Source organism: Agrobacterium sp. H141 (assembly GCF_057158725.1).
On sequence record NZ_CM169893.1, the window covers coordinates 2,091,888 to 2,108,070 of the forward strand.

At 57.9% G+C, this 16,183-nt stretch carries 17 protein-coding genes; 8 read left to right on the forward strand and 9 right to left on the reverse strand.

From position 1 onward, the window contains the following. Positions 1-66 precede the first annotated feature (66 nt). Positions 67-654 carry a nitroreductase family protein gene (locus tag ACWPM9_RS09620; RefSeq protein ID WP_484757530.1) on the forward strand — a complete coding sequence of 196 codons (588 nt, stop codon included), beginning with the start codon at positions 67-69 and terminating at the stop codon, positions 652-654. Next, positions 654-1,259: a flavin reductase family protein gene (locus ACWPM9_RS09625; protein ID WP_428186864.1), complete on the forward strand. Its 606-nt coding sequence runs from the start codon at positions 654-656 to the stop codon at positions 1,257-1,259. Before ACWPM9_RS09620 ends, ACWPM9_RS09625 begins: the two co-directional genes overlap by 1 nt. 7 nt (positions 1,260-1,266) lie before the next feature. Here the strand turns inward: ACWPM9_RS09625 and ACWPM9_RS09630 are convergent, their stop codons facing one another. Beyond that, entirely contained in the window at positions 1,267-1,977 is a 711-nt protein-coding gene (locus ACWPM9_RS09630) for an aldolase/citrate lyase family protein (RefSeq protein WP_484757531.1), read from the reverse strand. Positions 1,978-2,072: 95 nt separating this feature from the next. On the opposite strand from ACWPM9_RS09630, the gene ACWPM9_RS09635 reads away from it, so the two are divergent. Then, positions 2,073-3,224 carry a DUF2336 domain-containing protein gene (locus ACWPM9_RS09635; protein WP_484757532.1) on the forward strand — a complete coding sequence of 384 codons (1,152 nt, stop codon included), beginning with the start codon at positions 2,073-2,075 and terminating at the stop codon, positions 3,222-3,224. Positions 3,225-3,238: 14 nt separating this feature from the next. On the opposite strand, the gene ACWPM9_RS09640 is transcribed toward ACWPM9_RS09635, so the two are convergent. After that, positions 3,239-3,709 (reverse strand): hypothetical protein, encoded by a 471-nt coding sequence (locus ACWPM9_RS09640; RefSeq protein WP_484757533.1) that lies wholly within the window; start codon positions 3,707-3,709, stop codon positions 3,239-3,241. Between the two features lie 207 nt (positions 3,710-3,916). Between ACWPM9_RS09640 and ACWPM9_RS09645 the strand changes: the two genes are divergently transcribed. Further along, a complete protein-coding gene (locus ACWPM9_RS09645) occupies positions 3,917-5,644 on the forward strand; it encodes an ABC transporter ATP-binding protein (RefSeq protein ID WP_484757534.1) in 1,728 nt (575 codons plus the stop codon). Between the two features lie 24 nt (positions 5,645-5,668). Here ACWPM9_RS09645 and ACWPM9_RS09650 read toward each other — a convergent pair whose 3' ends face one another. The 7 genes from ACWPM9_RS09650 to parE all read right to left on the reverse strand — a co-directional run bounded on the left by ACWPM9_RS09650 (position 5,669) and on the right by parE (position 11,655). Then, a complete protein-coding gene (locus ACWPM9_RS09650; protein WP_428186859.1) occupies positions 5,669-6,874 on the reverse strand; it encodes an AI-2E family transporter in 1,206 nt (401 codons plus the stop codon). 172 nt (positions 6,875-7,046) lie between these two features. After that, positions 7,047-7,895 (reverse strand): pyridoxal kinase PdxY, encoded by an 849-nt coding sequence (pdxY, locus tag ACWPM9_RS09655; RefSeq protein ID WP_484757535.1) that lies wholly within the window; start codon positions 7,893-7,895, stop codon positions 7,047-7,049. A 175-nt stretch (positions 7,896-8,070) separates the two neighbouring features. Continuing rightward, positions 8,071-8,337 carry a hypothetical protein gene (locus ACWPM9_RS09660; protein ID WP_484757536.1) on the reverse strand — a complete coding sequence of 89 codons (267 nt, stop codon included), beginning with the start codon at positions 8,335-8,337 and terminating at the stop codon, positions 8,071-8,073. Between the two features lie 69 nt (positions 8,338-8,406). Then, positions 8,407-8,646: a 30S ribosomal protein S21 gene (gene rpsU, locus ACWPM9_RS09665; RefSeq protein ID WP_428186856.1), complete on the reverse strand. Its 240-nt coding sequence runs from the start codon at positions 8,644-8,646 to the stop codon at positions 8,407-8,409. A gap of 28 nt (positions 8,647-8,674) precedes the next feature. Next, positions 8,675-8,965, reverse strand: coding sequence for a hypothetical protein (locus tag ACWPM9_RS09670; protein WP_484757537.1), 291 nt, complete (start codon positions 8,963-8,965; stop codon positions 8,675-8,677). A 114-nt stretch (positions 8,966-9,079) separates the two neighbouring features. Beyond that, positions 9,080-9,289 (reverse strand): cold-shock protein, encoded by a 210-nt coding sequence (locus tag ACWPM9_RS09675; protein WP_428186854.1) that lies wholly within the window; start codon positions 9,287-9,289, stop codon positions 9,080-9,082. Between the two features lie 287 nt (positions 9,290-9,576). Then, positions 9,577-11,655: a DNA topoisomerase IV subunit B gene (gene parE / locus ACWPM9_RS09680; protein ID WP_428186853.1), complete on the reverse strand. Its 2,079-nt coding sequence runs from the start codon at positions 11,653-11,655 to the stop codon at positions 9,577-9,579. 241 nt (positions 11,656-11,896) lie between these two features. Here parE and ACWPM9_RS09685 point away from each other — a divergent pair, with 241 nt between their 5' ends. The 4 genes from ACWPM9_RS09685 to pyrG all read left to right on the forward strand — a co-directional run bounded on the left by ACWPM9_RS09685 (position 11,897) and on the right by pyrG (position 16,001). Continuing rightward, positions 11,897-12,802 (forward strand): alpha/beta hydrolase, encoded by a 906-nt coding sequence (locus ACWPM9_RS09685; RefSeq protein ID WP_484757538.1) that lies wholly within the window; start codon positions 11,897-11,899, stop codon positions 12,800-12,802. 127 nt (positions 12,803-12,929) lie between these two features. Continuing rightward, complete coding sequence (gene tpiA, locus ACWPM9_RS09690) at positions 12,930-13,700, forward strand: triose-phosphate isomerase (RefSeq protein WP_484757539.1); 771 nt, start codon at positions 12,930-12,932, stop codon at positions 13,698-13,700. A 131-nt stretch (positions 13,701-13,831) separates the two neighbouring features. Beyond that, positions 13,832-14,230 (forward strand): preprotein translocase subunit SecG, encoded by a 399-nt coding sequence (gene secG, locus ACWPM9_RS09695; protein ID WP_428186850.1) that lies wholly within the window; start codon positions 13,832-13,834, stop codon positions 14,228-14,230. Positions 14,231-14,363: 133 nt separating this feature from the next. Continuing rightward, the gene (gene pyrG, locus ACWPM9_RS09700) at positions 14,364-16,001 is read left to right on the forward strand and encodes a CTP synthase (RefSeq protein ID WP_484757540.1); all 1,638 of its coding nucleotides are present in this window, start codon (positions 14,364-14,366) and stop codon (positions 15,999-16,001) included. Positions 16,002-16,183: the final 182 nt, after the last annotated feature.

The window sequence follows — 16,183 nt, forward strand, 5'->3', positions numbered from 1 at the left end:
CAATCCCAACGACATGGCAATTTCAAGTCCGACGTCCGATCTTTCCCTACAAGAGAGCATTCCCGCATGAAAAATCCCTTTACTCTCGCCGAATATCTCGCAACGCGCCGCTCGGTGCCGGCATTCCAGATGCGTGAACCCGGGCCATCGCGGCAGGAGCTTGACGATATTCTCAAGCTTGCCGTGCGTGTGCCTGACCATGGGAAATTGGCGCCATGGCGGTTCATCGTCTATCGCGGTGACAAAAGGGCCGAAATCGGTGAAGCGCTCTTAAAGCTGGCGCTTGAGGCCAAGCCCGATCTCAGCGCAGAGATGATCGACGTCGAGCGGGCGCGCTTTACGCGTGCACCCGTTGTTATTGCCGTGATCAGCCGCGCGGCACCCCATGGCAAGATTCCGGAATGGGAACAGGTTATGTCTGCCGGTGCCGTTTGCCTCAATCTGTTGATGGCAGCCAATGCGACGGGTTTTGTGTCCAACTGGCTGTCGGAATGGTTCGCCTTCGATCAGCGCGCCTGGCCACTGCTTGGCATCAATGCGGATGAGAAGGTTGCCGGTTTCATCCATATCGGCTCGACCGATTTTCCGGTTACCGAGCGACCGCGGCCAGAGCTTGCTGATGTCGTTACATGGGTTGGCGGCGAGGAGGATTGATGTTCTACGAGACAGCGGAAAACCGGCACGGACTGGACCACGATCCTTTCAAGGCGATTGTGGCACCCAGGCCGATCGGCTGGATCGGGACCAAGGGGCGCGATGGCTCCCATAACCTCTCGCCCTATTCGTTCTTCACGGCCGTCAGCGATCGTCCCAAACTGGTGATGTTTTCGTCGAGCGGTGCCAAGGATAGCCTGAAGAATGCCGAGGAAACCGGCGCTTTCACGTGTAGCCTCGTGTCCCGCGGTCTGGTGGAGCAGATGAACAGGTCGTCGATTGCTGTGCCTTACGGGGAAAGCGAATTTGCGATCGCTGGCCTCACGCCCGTCATCGGTCGTCTTGTCGATGCCCCCTATGTCGGCGAAGCCCATGCCGTGCTTGAGTGCCGGACGACGGAGGTTGTCAGGCCGCGTTCAGTCGATGGCGAAGTCTCTGAAAATTACGTCATCTTCGGGCAGGTGGTCGGTATTCATATCGATGAGGCGATCATCACCAAGGGTCGGATCGACATCGGCTTGGCGCGCCCGGTTACCCGTTTGGGGTACATGGATTATGCCGAAACCGACGAAGTCTTTGAGTTGATGCGGCCTGCCAGGCCCTGAGGCATCGTCATGTTTCTGACGTCAAACTGTCGCGTGCTATGCGCGCCTGCGAGAGCGTAGCGGCCATGACGGCGTCAAAGCCGTCGCGCTGTGCCATGATTGCTCTTGCAGAATAGTGATCGTCGCTGCCGGATGTGTCACCGAACTTGATGGCTGACAAGCCGGCTGCTGAAGCCGCCATCACGGTCATCGCGCGTGCGGTTATTTCCACCAGGCTTTCCTTTCCGTTCAGCCCGATATCGGCTTTGAACGCAAGGGGATCGAAGACGAGGGCCTTCAGTCGCTCGGATTTGCCCGCGAAACTAGATCCGTTCAATACGCCAGCACCGTTGTCGCCGGATATGGCGATGATGGTGGTTTTGCCGAGCTCCAAACCGGCCTCCACCTCCTGCACATCCAGATAGGCATGAAGTTGCTGTATATCGGCACCGTGTCTCACCTGCGGCAGAAGCACCGCGTCGGCTTTCATGCGCATGGCAAGAGCCAGATCCTTGCTGAGTGCGGTATCATGGGTAAGTGGCCTGCAGCGGATGATGACCGGTATGCCCTCCAACGCCGTGGGGATCTCCTGCGGGTCGGTTTCGGGTTTTTCCAGGCGCGCGGCATCGAGCAAAAGCGCTATTCCGCGCGGCAACTCGGAAGCCGTCAAGTCCGGGGCGTAGGGTATGATCACACTGATCGGGGTATGGCCGGATTTCAGCAAAAGCGGACGGGTCACAGGCACTCCTTACAGTTAACGGACATGGTGAACCAATCTTAAACGTTTTCTGTCTAGGGTTATACCTAGGCTCATGTAGGGCTGTTGTATGGCGAATGGATTTGATCGTGATTGTAGAGGCTTTTCTTCGTTGGGTCGAAACGGCTAAAACCGGTGAGCGGGTACGCGCGGCGAACGCGCTCGGGCGAGCGTTTTTGCAGTCTTCCATGGATGCAGAAGAGCGTCAGGCAGCCCAACTTGCTATGACCTATTTGCTGGACGATCCGTCGCCCCAGGTGCGGCTTGCACTGGCAGACGTGCTGGCCGATTCAGCCGATACCCCACGAAACATGATCATGTCCTTTGCCGAGGACCAGCTGGAGATTGCGTGCACCGTTGTGCTGCGTTCACCGGTTCTAAGGGATTCGGACCTGGTCGACCTGGTCGGGCGTGGCAGCGATTGCCTGCGCGCACTTGTTGCGGCGCGTCCCAATCTCTCCGTCGGCGTTTCTGCCGCCATCGCAGAAGTTGGCGATACCGACGACACATTGCTTCTTCTGGAGAACAGGTCTGCCCGGATCTGGCGCCCGACGCTGCGGCGCATTGCCGAACGCCATGGAAAGCGTCCGGAGATTCGCGGTCTGCTTCTCGACCGTGAAGACTTGCCCGCCGATGCCCGCCATATGCTTCTTGAATTTGTCAGCGAAGCCTTGATCGGTTCTGCGCTTGTTCGTGCCGCGGTCAATCCGCGCCGCGTGGACAATGTCGCGCGTGAGGCCAGTACCTCAGCAACGTTGGAAATTGCCGATCATGCCGTTGCCGACGATCACGGCGCACTGGTCGAGCATCTTCGCACCAGTGGAAAGCTGACGCCGTCGTTTCTGATGGAGGCCCTTTGCTGCGGTCGCACCGAATTGTTCTCGTCAGCCATCGCCAACCTGTGCGGTCTCGAAGACCGGCGTGTGCGCTCGGTGCTGGCGACAGGTCGTTTTCATGCGGTGCGGGCGCTGGTGGAATCGGCAGGTGTCGTTCGCGAGATAAGCCCGATCTTTGCCGACGCCATTCTGACGTTGCGCGAATCTTTGCAGTCGCCGCAAGGCGGTACTTTGCCAGATATCGCAAGCCGGCTTCGCCTGCATTTTGAACAGAGCAGCCATGCCGGCGAAGCCGCCCGCAATATGCTGGCCATCATTGACAAGATTTCCATTAACGAACAACGGCGGTTCGCCCGTGGTTTCGCCAGTGGGTTTTCACTCGTCGCAGCCTGATTCCCGGCGGGTGATTACGGCTTGTGGGTGAGCTTTCGGGCAACCCAGGAATAGCTGTCCGCGACGACGTGGATTGGGGTCTCAAAGACCATCTTCACATCGGCCTTGCCTGGCAAGGCTTCGCGCACCGTATCGATGGCACGCGTCGCCAGCGACTTGCGTTGGTCCTCGGCAGGTTCCGGAACTGTGACGGCACCTGGTTGTATGTCCGCGGTCACGGACGGTTTGATTGCGGGGGTGACTTTCTCTGTCTTGGGTGGCTGCGGTGCGCCGTCGATAGCGGCAATGGCCGGATCGTCGGCCTTTCGGCAAACGGCCACGACAGTCGGATAGGCAACATTGCCGTAACCAGCGAGCATTTTTTCCGAGGCAGCATCGCATAGTTCGACGCTGACGAATTGCTGCTTGACCGTATCGACATACTTGCACTGGCTGATGCTGTCATCGCAGCCGAGGATGGTCATCAGGATGAGAGCGGTCTGCATGGCGTTCTACCTCTTGCATAGGATGGACATGTTCAATCAGCGCTTTGCAGCAGAAGCATGGCATTCGGAAAACCATTCCTGTGATGACGCCTGCCTTGCGAGACCTTGTCGCGGAAAACCCGCCAGGTTGATCTTGGCCGCGCAGCACAAACATGACAGAAGGGCTCATATTCGCTGTGTCCTGCGACGTGTTACGGATTGTCTTTCATGCTATTGCGCTTCTTCTCATTCTATCGTCCCTATCTGCCGCTGTTCTTCCTCGATTTTGGCTGTGCCATTGTCACAGGATTGCTGGAACTCGGCTTTCCAATGGCCGTCAAGCTGTTCGTCGACAAGCTTCTTCCCTCGGGCGACTGGGGTGTCATCGTGGCAGCATCAGCGGCGTTGCTGGTGATCTATGTGATCAATACCGGCTTGATGGCGACTGTGACCTATTGGGGCCATATGCTTGGGATCAATATCGAGACAGACATGCGACGCATGGCGTTTGCCCATGTGCAGAAATTGTCGTTCCGCTATTTCGACAACAACAAGACAGGACATCTGGTCGGACGATTGACCAAGGATCTCGAAGAGATCGGCGAGGTGGCCCATCATGGGCCGGAAGATCTCTTTATCGCCATCATGACCTTCCTTGGCGCGCTGCTCTTGATGTTTTCCATCAACTCCAAACTGGCTCTGATTACTGCATTTGTGGTTCCCCTGACCGCGTGGGTGACCAGCCGCTATGGTCGTCGGATGACGGAGAATTTCCGCAGGCTTTACGGCAGTATCGGTAATTTCAACGTGCGCATCGAAGAAAATGTCGGCGGTATCCGCGTGGTGCAGGCCTTTGCCAATGAAAACCATGAGCGCTCGCTGTTTGAGGAAGACAATCAGAGCTATCGCCGCACCAAACTCGAAGCCTATCGAATCATGGCCGCAAGTACTTCGCTCAGCTATATGAGCATGCGGCTGATCCAGATGATCGTGATGATTGTGGGTGCCTGGTTGGTGATCAGGGGCGAGCTCTCCAATGGCGGTTTTGTCAGCTTCCTGCTGCTAATCGGCGTGTTCTTCCGCCCGGTTGAGAAGATCAATTCGGTCATCGAGACCTATCCCAAGGGCATTGCCGGCTTCCGTCGCTTTACAGAGCTCATGGAGACGGAACCTGATGTCGAGGACAAACCTGCGGCCAAGGAAGCACCGCAGCTCAAAGGGGACATCCGGTTCGACAATGTCGGTTTCGGCTATGTCGAGGGGCGCCCTGTCCTTCAAGATGTCGACCTGTCTGTGAATGCGGGCGAGACCATTGCCTTTGTCGGCCCATCGGGGGCGGGCAAGACCACGCTGTGTTCTCTTCTGCCGCGGTTCTATGATGTCACAGGGGGGGCGATCTCGGTCGATGGCTACGATATCCGCGATCTGAAGCTGGCCTCTCTGCGTGGCCAGATCGGTATCGTACAGCAGGATGTGTTCCTGTTTGGCGGCACCATTCGCGACAATATCGCCTATGGACGCCTCGATGCCAGCGATGTCGAGGTCTGGGAGGCTGCGCGCCGTGCCCGCCTCGATGGCGTGATCGGCGCCATGCCGGAGGGGCTCGATACGGTTATTGGCGAACGCGGCGTGAAATTGTCCGGCGGGCAGAAGCAGCGTCTGGCGATAGCCCGGATGTTCCTCAAAAACCCGCCGATCCTCATCCTCGATGAGGCCACATCTGCGCTCGATACCGAAACCGAACAGGCAATCCAGCAGTCTCTGCGAGAGCTTGCCGACGGTCGCACGACATTGGTGATCGCCCACCGTCTGGCGACCATTCGCGATGCTGCTCGAATCGTTGTTGTCGACGAGGGGGGGATCGCAGAGATGGGTGGTCATGATGAATTGCTGGCGGCAGGAGGCCAATACTCAAGGCTCTATCATGCGCAATTTGGTGCGGCGGCTGCAGAGTAATGTCCGCAGCCGGTCCAAACTCGATCAGATCGGCGTTGCCTTGCGGATCGGCTTGATCTCTTCTGCTTCTTCGACTGGGTCTTCGGCAATCGTTCCGTTTGCCAATCCGTGCGACAGTTCCACTTCGCGCATCCATTCGCGCCAGATGGCAACGATCAATGCCATCAGCACCGGTCCGATGAAGAGACCAAGGAAACCCATGGTTTTGACGCCGCCGATCAGCCCGAAGAAGGTCGGCAGGAACGGCAGCTTGATCGGCCCGCCGACGAGCCGAGGTCGGATTGTCTTGTCGACCACAAAGAGCTCCACTGCGCCCCAGATGAAGAGCGCCAGTCCAGCCACATAGGATCCGCTTGCAAGCAAATACAAGGACACAAGCGTGAAGGCGAGTGGCGCGCCGCCTGGAATGAGCGCCATCACACCTGTCAGGACACCAAGCGTCACGGGCGAGGGGACCCCTGCCAGCCAGTAGGCCGTGCCGAGCACGATACCTTCGCCAATCGCGATCAGCGTCATGCCGGTGACGGTGGAGCTGATTGTGGCTGGCACAACCCTCGACATGCGCTCCCAGCGGTGCGGCAGAATACGCTCGCCGAGCAAGTCGAGCTGCTGCGCAAATTTCGAGCCATCGCGATATACGAAGAACAGCGCGATCAGCATGAAGAGAAGCGTGAGAAGCAGATGGAACACGCCATCGCCTGCTGCGAGCAAGGCGCGGTAGATATTGCCGATATTGGCACCGGAGACGATCTGGATCAGTTCTCCGATTGCTCCCGGCGGGCCGACATGGACGACCCAGCGCTCTGCAAGCCATGCGCCGACGCCCGGCAGTCTCGCGATCCAGTCCGGCGGCGGTGCACCGGCACGATTGACCTCCAGCACCCAGCCTATCCACTGGCGCAGCTCTTCCACCGTGTAGGTGCCGGCGATGCCGATCGGGACCACCAGGAAAACGAGAATGGCAATCAGCGAAATGGTCGCACCAATGGTGGTGTTGCCACCGACCTGTTGCAGAAGCTTGCGGTAGAGCGGCCAACTGGCAAAGGCGATCACCAGGGCAGCCAGCATCGGCACGACGAAACCGTGGAAGAAATAGATGCCGGCGATGACAATCAGAACCAGCAACCAGCGGGCAGCCGAGATCGGCGGGATCAGTGCCGTTCGGCTGGGCGTGGTCGGACCCAGCCAGCGAGGCCCACCATGGGGCTTGGAATTTTCAGAATTTCTCAACTGCTCTTGTCGCCCGATGGAGTGTCACTGCGGATGCATATGTGTGACTTGCGACCATCATGCAAGACACTTGTCCGGTCAATGATACAAGTCAGCCTTAAATAAGGCGCTACCGGCAAAGGTTGTATGAACATCTGGCTTGGCCGTGAAGGGCCGCTGTCTCTGCCTGCGATCAGAGCGCAGTTGTGGCAAGCGGAGCCGGATTGGCAAAATCGTCCTGGGCTGCAATCATTGCCAATTCGCGCCGACCCGCAGCCATGGTCTTTTCAAACAGTGAGAACACGCTGGAGGCCGTCTTCGACAGCGCAGACTCCAGGCTCTCACCGGCAAGACGGTGACCGAGGAACAATGCCGATGTGCAGTCGCCCGCGCCATTGGGCGCAGGATCAAGGGGCAATCTTTGCGTGGAGACAACGAATTGCTCTCCAGATTTCGCAGATGCCAGCATCTGGATGCGGTCCAGAGGCGTATTGTCGTGAATGAGCGAGGTCAACAAAACGATGTCCGGCCCCATCTCGTGAGCCGCACGCACGGCCTGTCTTGCGTCCTCCAGCGTATGGATGGTGATACCGGTCAGATATTCCAGCTCAAACTGGTTGGGGGTGATGATGCCGGCGCGGCCAAGGGCACGCTCCTTGAAATATTCAGGGATGCCGGGGCGCACGAAAAAGCCGCGCCCCACATCGCCCATCACCGGGTCGCAAAGCCATAATGCATGTTTTGGCAATCTGTCTTTCAGCGAAAGGATGACCTCGCCGACCGCCGGATCGCCAAGATAGCCTGTTAGCAGCCCGTCGATCTGGCTCAGGACGCCACGCGCCTCCAAGCCTTCCAGGATGGCTTCGATGCTGGCTGCCGAAAAGACCTCACCAGTCCAGGCACCGTAACCGGTATGATTGGAAAACTGAACCGTATCGATGGCCGTCACTTCGTGGCCCATACGCTGCAGCGGAAACACAGCCGCGCGGTTTCCGACATAGCCATAGGCGACATGGGACTGGATGGAGAGGATCTGTTTCATGGGAGACTGGCCGGTCGGGAGGGCTAGGAAGGTGATGGTATCCTTCTTAGACCCAAAGCCGGCCCTGTGCCAAAGAGAATTTGTCACGGTGACAGGTTGGCACATGGGAATGCTTTATCACAGCACGTCAATGCTGTGATGTGATATTCGATATGGCGGCAGCTTGTGCCTGCAATCAGCTTGTGCTGTCGGGCGCCTTGGCGCTCGCACGCTTGGGAGCCGCCTTCTTCGCCTTGGCCTTGGCTTTCGGCTTTGGCGCTTCTTCAACGGGCTCCGGCTGCGCCATGCGCATGGCTCTGAGCTTTTCGGTCTTCTTTTCCCGAGCATTGACTTCCGCAGCCATAATTTCGCGTGCGGTTGTATCGGTCTGCTGGGCTTTCGCCTGCGCTGACATCTTCGTCGGTTTGAAGAAGGTTTCCTTGGTATCGGTCGTGTCGGTCATGCCTTACTCCTTTTCAGCAGGAGGGAGAGAACGCGACCCAAACAGGGCCGCCCATATCCCATGCGGGCCCTAGCGGGCGCGCATGACCTTTTTCTTCGGCGCAGGCAACAGGCCTTCGCGCTGCAACTGTTTGCGGGCAAGTTTTCGCAGGCGGCGGATAGCATCGGCTTTTTCGCGGGCGCGTTTCTCCGAAGGCTTCTCATAGGCGCGGCGGGCGCGCATTTCGCGAAATACACCTTCGCGCTGCATCTTCTTCTTCAGAACGCGCAGCGCCTGATCAACATTGTTGTCCCTTACGAGTACCTGCAAAATTTCTCCTTGCTCAGCAAAACTGCTGTTACTTCCTGATCTTTATCGCGGTCGAATTGACCCAGCTCGAACCCGCCTTGACAGGTTCCGGCTCTGGTGACCGCTCCTGGAGGGTCGGCTGTGTTTCGCTCGCGTCGACTTCGTCTTCAGTGACGTGCCGGACGAAACGTTCGTCGTCGAACTGCACCCGATACTGGGCGCGACGGTTTACGACAGGCATGACCGCGCTGATTTTGCAGCTCCGGTCGTCATCTGCCTTGTTGAAGATACCGCGCTTCAAGACGACAATGTCGCCGGCGGCGTAGACAGGCGCACCCATCGAAGCTCTCCTCGTAGAGGACAAAAACAAAAGGCCGGGACTTCTCCCGACCTTCCACATCATTGTCTCAAGCGTGCCAGTACATCCGTGGTCACGCGCGACAATGAAAAATCTTTAAGCGGCCTGCAGGTTGTCAGCAGAGCTCTTGCCAGAACGCTTGTCCTGAACGATGTCGTAGCTGATCTTCTGGCCTTCTGTGAGGCCGTTCATGCCAGCGCGTTCAACTGCAGACACGTGGACGAAAACGTCCTGGCTGCCGTTGTCAGGCTGAATGAAGCCGAAGCCCTTGGTGCTGTTGAACCACTTTACTGTGCCGGTGTTCATAACGATTTCCTTTCAATCGCTGGTGTGCCCGGTCAAAATGACCGATCTGATAAATCGACGTTGAAGGGAAATCTGAAAGAGCCTAGGCTTCGTGCAAAAGTCGCTAACAAGGTGCGATTTGAGCAACATATTCATTTTTTTAGAAAATTACAAGAGCGCAGCGGGAATAAACGGCGCGATAGGCCGCTCACGCCCCCTCAGGTCCGTGCGGTTGGACCAATTGCTCCGATTAGATCAACATTATCAATGCTCGTGTCATTCCTTCTACGTTCACCAAACGATGACCGTCATATATCCAGATTGTCGGCAAAGGCCGCACGGTCGGTGATGAAACGGAAACGGGCTTCCGGCTTGGTGCCCATCAGTGCGTCGACGGCGTCGCGGGTACCTTCGAAGTCGATATCGTCGATGGCGACTTTCAAAAGTGTCCGTTTGGCCGGATCCATTGTCGTTTCCTTGAGCTGCGCCGGCATCATTTCGCCAAGCCCCTTGAAGCGTCCAACTTCGACCTTCTTGTTCTTGAACACCGTCTCCATCAGTTCCGCGCGGTGGATGTCGTCGCGGGCGTAAACGCTTTTGCCGCCCTGACGCAGAACATAGAGCGGCGGGACTGCGAGATAGAGATGACCGCCACGGATCAGTTCCGGCATTTCCTGATAGAAAAACGTAATCAGCAGGGACGCGATATGGGCACCGTCGACGTCGGCATCGGTCATGACGATGACGCGTTCATAGCGCAGGTCCTCTTCGCGGTATTTTGCCCGTGTGCCGCAGCCGAGCGCCTGGATCAGATCGGCAATCTGCTGGTTGGCCATCAACTTGTCGCGGCTGGCAGAGCCCACATTGAGGATCTTTCCGCGCAGCGGCAGGATCGCCTGATTGGAACGATTGCGTGCCTGCTTGGCGGAACCACCAGCCGAATCGCCCTCGACGATGAAGAGTTCGGCGCCTGCGGCCGTGTTCTGGGAGCAGTCGGCCAGTTTGCCGGGCAGGCGCAGTTTACGCACTGCGCTCTTGCGATTGACTTCCTTTTCCTTGCGTCGGCGAAGACGTTCCTCGGCGCGCTCGATCACCCAGTCCAAAAGCTTGGCCGCCTCGTTGGGGTTGCCGGCCAGATAATGGTCGAACGGATCGCGCAGCGCGTTTTCGACGATGCGTTGGGCCTCGCCGGTTGCCAGCTTGTCCTTCGTCTGGCCCACAAATTCCGGCTCGCGGATGAAGACCGACAGCATGCCAACGGCAGAGATCATTACGTCGTCGGTTGAAATCTGCTGGGCACGTTTGTTCTGCGTCAGTTCGGCGTAGTTCTTCAGGCCCTTGGTGAGTGCAATGCGCAGACCCGCCTCGTGGGTGCCGCCTTCGGGGGTCGGAATGGTGTTGCAATAGGAATGCAGCTGCGGATCGCCACCATACCAGGTGACGGCCCATTCCATGGCGCCATGGCCGCCGGTCTTCTCCGTCTTGCCGGCAAAGATTTCGCGGGTGACAGTAAAGTCCTTGCCGAGCGTTGCTGCCAGATAGTCCTTGAGACCGCCCGGGAAGTGGAACACCGCTTTTTCGGGGATCTCGCCACCTTCGGCGACCATGCCGGGATCGCAGGACCAGCGAATTTCCACACCGCCGAAGAGATAGGCTTTGGAGCGCGCCATGCGGAAAATACGGCCAGCATCGAATTTGGCGTTAGCCCCAAAAATCTGGGGGTCTGGATGGAAGCGCACACGGGTGCCTCGACGGTTGTGCACTTCGCCGAGATCTTCGAGCCCTGCCAATGGAAGGCCGCGCGAGAACCGCTGACGATAAAGGTGACGGTTGCGTGCCACTTCCACTTCCATGAGGTCTGACAGGGCATTCACCACCGACACACCCACACCGTGCAGACCACCGGAAGTCTCATAGGCCTTGCCGTCGAACTTGCCGCCGGCATGAAGCTTGGTCAGGATCACTTCGAGCGTCGATTTGCCGGGCATTTGCGGATGGTTTTCCACCGGGATACCACGGCCATTGTCGGTGACGGTGAGAAATCCATCGGCGCCGAGGTGCACGTCGATAAAGTTGGCATGGCCGGCGACGGCCTCGTCCATGGAGTTGTCGATCACTTCGGCAAAAAGGTGATGCATCGCCTTTTCGTCGGTGCCGCCGATATACATACCGGGACGCATGCGCACGGGTTCCAGGCCTTCGAGGACCCGGATGGAGGATGCGCCATAATCTTCACCGGGCGTCGCTGCCGCCGAAAAGGGCACGGAGGCCGCCGATGCAGGGGCAGGTGTTGCCACGGGACTTGGCGTTTCCGCCTTCGGCTCGCTTGCTGTTGCCGGCTTTTGCGTCAGCGGGGCATCTGAGAAGAGATCGTTACTATCGTCCATAGGCGTCATTGGTTCCTGGGCGACGTTGTTCCCGGCCAAAAGGGAGGGCCGGCACACAAGGGCGTCGCCGCATTTCTGTCACGGGACTTTGCGAATCGGTTCGATATTGCCAGAAAGGCTGCAGATGTGCGACCTCGGGCCGCCGCACCGGGTCCGCTTCGTCCATGAAATGTTCCGGGCGAGCTTTGCGCATCTGGCACAAGAAGTGCAAGACCCCTTGAGTGCCGGAGTTGAAAAACGCATGCAGATGTCCACAAAACAATGGCCCAACGGTGCCTTTTACCGAGGGACCATGCTCGCTGCAGCTATTTTCGCCGCTGTGATCGCGCCAGCCATGGCCGGTGAACCGTTAAAACCGTTCAAGGACAATCTGTTTTCCGATCAGACACAACTGGAAAGCCGAGACGGTGGCGACTTCCAAATCATCGACTATCAGGAATCGCGGGATATCAACGGTCGCGATCAGATCCCGGAACGTCGGGTGAAACGCGCCTATGTTTCGCTTGGTGTGCGTCGACAGCAGCAAAACGAGATGCTTGACCTTCCATCGGGACCGCTTCCCATTGCTCGCGTGGGCGCTGACGGCGGGCAGGCGTTTACGGTGATCTTCATACACGGGCGGGGCGGGGATCGCCGGCTTGGCATGAACGATTATTCCTTCGGCGGCAATTTTAACCGCCTGAAAAATCTCGCCGTCGAAAACGGTGGGACCTATTATGCACCGTCGGTGCCGTCATTCGATCAGGCGGGTGTCGATGCGGTTGCCGGTCTGATTGGCTATGCCGCTTCTCGTTCTCCCGGCAAACCGATCATTCTGTCCTGTGCCTCGATGGGCAGTTTCCTGTGTTGGGGAATTACCCGCGATGTCGCAGCTGTTTCGCAGCTGTCGGGGATGGCGATCCTCGGTGGAGCGACTGATCCGGCGTTCAGCAAAAGCGCTGCCTATGCCGCCAAATTGCCGATCTGGTTTACCCAAGGGTCCAATGACAGCGTTTATGCCGCCACCGACCAGATTGCACTTTACAGCCAACTTCATAAGTCCGGCTATCCCACGCGTTTCACCTTGTTTAGCACCGGAAGCCACGGGACGCCGGTCCGGATGACTGACTGGCGCAAGGTGCTCAATTGGTTATTGACCATAGGTTGAATAGCTCGATTTGAACCGCTTCTTCATAATATGTGGCGAAATGGGGCAGGGACCGGGGTGGTAAGCTTCACTTTATGCTCGGGTTTTGCTAGTCCAACACCTCGAGGATTTTAGGGATGGATTTTATATGACGCCGGATATTCGCCCGCTTGTTGCGGGAAATTGGAAGATGAACGGCACCCGCGCTTCGCTCGACCAGATCAAGGCGATGGCAGAGGGCGTAAAGACTGACCTGTCGGAAAAGGTTGAAACCCTGATTTGCCCACCCGCCACGCTGCTCTATGTGGCAACGGCACTGTGCGATGACAGTCCGCTCGCGATCGGTGCGCAAGATTGCCATCAGGCACAGTCTGGCGCGCATACCGGCGAGATTTCGGCCGACATGATTGCCGATTGCTTCGGTACCTATGTGATTGTTGGTCATTCGGAGCGTCGCACGGACAATGCCGAGACCGACCATCTGGTTCGCGCGAAGGCCGAGGCTGCCTATGAAGCGGGTCTGACCGCGATCATCTGCATTGGCGAGACCGCTGACGAGCGCAAGGGTGGCCAGACGCTTGATATCCTCAAGCGGCAGATTGCCGGCTCCGTGCCCGACAGTGCAAATTCCCAGAATACCGTCATTGCCTATGAGCCGGTCTGGGCGATCGGCACGGGGCTGACGCCAACGGTCGCCGATATTGCCGAAGCCCATGCCTTCATGCGTGACGACATCACCAAGCGCTTCGGGCCTGCCTGTCACGCAATGCGACTTCTCTATGGCGGTTCGGTCAAGCCTTCCAATGCGGCAGAACTGATGGCGATTACCAATGTTGATGGTGCGTTGATCGGTGGTGCAAGCTTGAAGGCTGAGGACTTCCTCTCCATATTCGGCGCTTACAAGACGCTGCTTGACTGATTTGAACGCCCAAATTCAGGCGAAAGGGGCTTTCAAAGCCGTCAAGCCTCATGTAAAGAGCCGCCAACAGATTTAGACCTTGTCCCTCGGGGCATGAAGACTTTGCCCATCGGGGCAGGCAGGAATAATCCATGCAGACCGTATTGATCGTCATTCATCTCATGATCGTGCTGGCGCTTGTCGGCGTCGTACTTGTACAGCGCTCCGAGGGCGGTGGCCTTGGTATTGGCGGTGGCTCCGGCTTCATGTCGGCACGCGGCGCCGCCAATGCGCTGACGCGTACCACGGCCATTCTGGCGACCTTGTTCTTCATCACCTCGATGGGGCTTGGTATTCTCGCACGCTACGAATCGAAGCCAACCGATATTCTCGACCGCATTCCAGCCAGCCAGTCCGGCTCGAGCGTTCTGGACCAGCTTGGCGGCGCGCCATCAACAGACGGTACAGCCGCGCCTTCGACGGGTGACGCAGCCACGCCGCCCGCAGAAGCTCCTGCAGCCGATCCGAACGCTGTTCCAACCGGCAACTGATCGGTCTTTAAAATAAACGCTCCGGCGGACCTCAAAAGTCCGCCGGTTTTCTTTTGTCCATATTCCGGATCGCTTGAAAAAAGTTGGGACAACTTTTTTAGGGCTGGCGGAATCAGTTTCTACAAGGTAACCGGTGAATCCCATGGCGCGATATGTATTCATCACTGGCGGCGTGGTCTCCTCACTTGGTAAGGGCATCGCAGCCGCGGCACTCGGAGCATTGTTGCAGGCGCGGGGATACCGTGTGCGCCTGCGCAAACTGGACCCCTATCTCAACGTCGATCCCGGTACCATGAGCCCGACCCAGCATGGCGAGGTGTTCGTCACTGACGACGGCGCGGAGACCGATCTCGATCTTGGTCATTACGAACGCTTTACCGGGCGCTCGGCAACCAAAACCGACAACATCACCACGGGTCGTATCTACAAGAACATCATCGACAAGGAACGGCGCGGCGATTATCTCGGCGCCACCGTTCAGGTGATCCCGCATGTCACCAACGAGATCAAGGATTTCGTGATCGAGGGCAATGACGATTACGACTTCGTCATCTGCGAGATCGGTGGCACGGTGGGTGACATTGAAGCGATGCCGTTCATGGAGGCGATCCGCCAGCTCGGCAACGATCTGCCGCGTGGCACTGCGGTCTATGTGCATCTGACCCTGATGCCCTATATTCCGGCAGCCGGTGAATTGAAGACCAAGCCGACCCAACATTCCGTCAAGGAACTGCAGGCACTCGGCATTCACCCCGATATCCTTCTGGTGCGCGCGGATCGCGAGATCCCTGAGCCCGAACGCCGCAAGTTGTCGCTGTTTTGCAACGTGCGCGAGACGGCCGTCATTCAGGCGCTGGATGTGGCAAACATCTATGACGTGCCCATGGCCTATCACAAGGAAGGCCTGGACAACGAGGTTCTGGCCGCTTTCGGCATCGAGCCGGCGCCCAAGCCACGTCTGGGTGCCTGGGAAGAGGTCAGCGACCGTATCCGCACGCCCGAAGGCGAGGTTACCATTGCCATCGTCGGCAAATATACCGGTCTCAAGGATGCCTATAAGTCGCTGATCGAGGCGCTCTATCACGGCGGCATTGCCAACCGCGTCAAGGTCAACCTTGAATGGATCGAGTCTGAGGTCTTCGAAAAGGAAGATCCGGCTCCCTGGCTTGAGAAGGTGCATGGCATTCTGGTGCCGGGCGGCTTTGGCGAGCGCGGCTCGGAAGGCAAGATTAATGCAGCCCGCTTCGCGCGCGAACGCAAGGTGCCTTATTTTGGCATCTGCTTTGGCATGCAGATGGCTGTGGTGGAAGCTGCCCGTCATCTGGCGGGTATCGAAAATGCCTCCTCCACGGAATTCGGCAAGGCGGAGGAACCGGTGGTTGGTCTTATGACCGAATGGATCAAGGGCAACCAGCTCGAAAAGCGTGCGGCCTCCGGCGATCTCGGCGGTACCATGCGTCTTGGGGCTTACAACGCCGCTCTGAAGAAAGGCACCAGGATCGCCGAGATCTACGGATCGACCGATATTGCCGAACGTCATCGTCACCGTTACGAGGTGAATGTCGATTACAAGGATCGTCTGGAATCCTGCGGCCTGATCTTCTCCGGTATGTCACCGGATGGCGTATTGCCTGAGACGGTCGAATACGCCGATCATCCGTGGTTCATCGGGGTGCAGTATCACCCGGAACTGAAGTCACGCCCGCTTGATCCGCATCCACTCTTTGCAAGCTTCATTGAGGCTGCTGTCGAGCAGAGCCGGCTTGTCTGACAGCAGGTGACCTTCGTCAGCAATTTCGAAACCCGGCTTTCAGGCCGGGTTTTTTGTTGTCACTGGCGCCAATCAGGATCCTTTGGGTGCCTTTCTGCGTCCACTGTTCGGCCATATCCGCTCCGCACTTAAGTCACTTTCTGCGACCATAGCGATTGTCAGCACCTCACTATGTCAAATGA

What these genes read in the sequence shown, in the direction of transcription:
- ACWPM9_RS09620 (WP_484757530.1), top strand. Translation starts at nt 67, where the DNA reads ATGAAAAATCCCTTTACTCTCGCCGAATATCTCGCAACGCGCCGCTCG.
- ACWPM9_RS09625 (WP_428186864.1), top strand. Translation starts at nt 654, where the DNA reads ATGTTCTACGAGACAGCGGAAAACCGGCACGGACTGGACCACGATCCT.
- ACWPM9_RS09635 (WP_484757532.1), top strand. Translation starts at nt 2,073, where the DNA reads ATGGATTTGATCGTGATTGTAGAGGCTTTTCTTCGTTGGGTCGAAACG.
- ACWPM9_RS09640 (WP_484757533.1), bottom strand. Translation starts at nt 3,709, where the DNA reads ATGCAGACCGCTCTCATCCTGATGACCATCCTCGGCTGCGATGACAGC.
- ACWPM9_RS09645 (WP_484757534.1), top strand. Translation starts at nt 3,917, where the DNA reads ATGCTATTGCGCTTCTTCTCATTCTATCGTCCCTATCTGCCGCTGTTC.
- pdxY (WP_484757535.1), bottom strand. Translation starts at nt 7,895, where the DNA reads ATGAAACAGATCCTCTCCATCCAGTCCCATGTCGCCTATGGCTATGTC.
- ACWPM9_RS09660 (WP_484757536.1), bottom strand. Translation starts at nt 8,337, where the DNA reads ATGACCGACACGACCGATACCAAGGAAACCTTCTTCAAACCGACGAAG.
- ACWPM9_RS09670 (WP_484757537.1), bottom strand. Translation starts at nt 8,965, where the DNA reads ATGGGTGCGCCTGTCTACGCCGCCGGCGACATTGTCGTCTTGAAGCGC.
- ACWPM9_RS09675 (WP_428186854.1), bottom strand. Translation starts at nt 9,289, where the DNA reads ATGAACACCGGCACAGTAAAGTGGTTCAACAGCACCAAGGGCTTCGGC.
- parE (WP_428186853.1), bottom strand. Translation starts at nt 11,655, where the DNA reads ATGGACGATAGTAACGATCTCTTCTCAGATGCCCCGCTGACGCAAAAG.
- ACWPM9_RS09685 (WP_484757538.1), top strand. Translation starts at nt 11,897, where the DNA reads ATGCAGATGTCCACAAAACAATGGCCCAACGGTGCCTTTTACCGAGGG.
- tpiA (WP_484757539.1), top strand. Translation starts at nt 12,930, where the DNA reads ATGACGCCGGATATTCGCCCGCTTGTTGCGGGAAATTGGAAGATGAAC.
- secG (WP_428186850.1), top strand. Translation starts at nt 13,832, where the DNA reads ATGCAGACCGTATTGATCGTCATTCATCTCATGATCGTGCTGGCGCTT.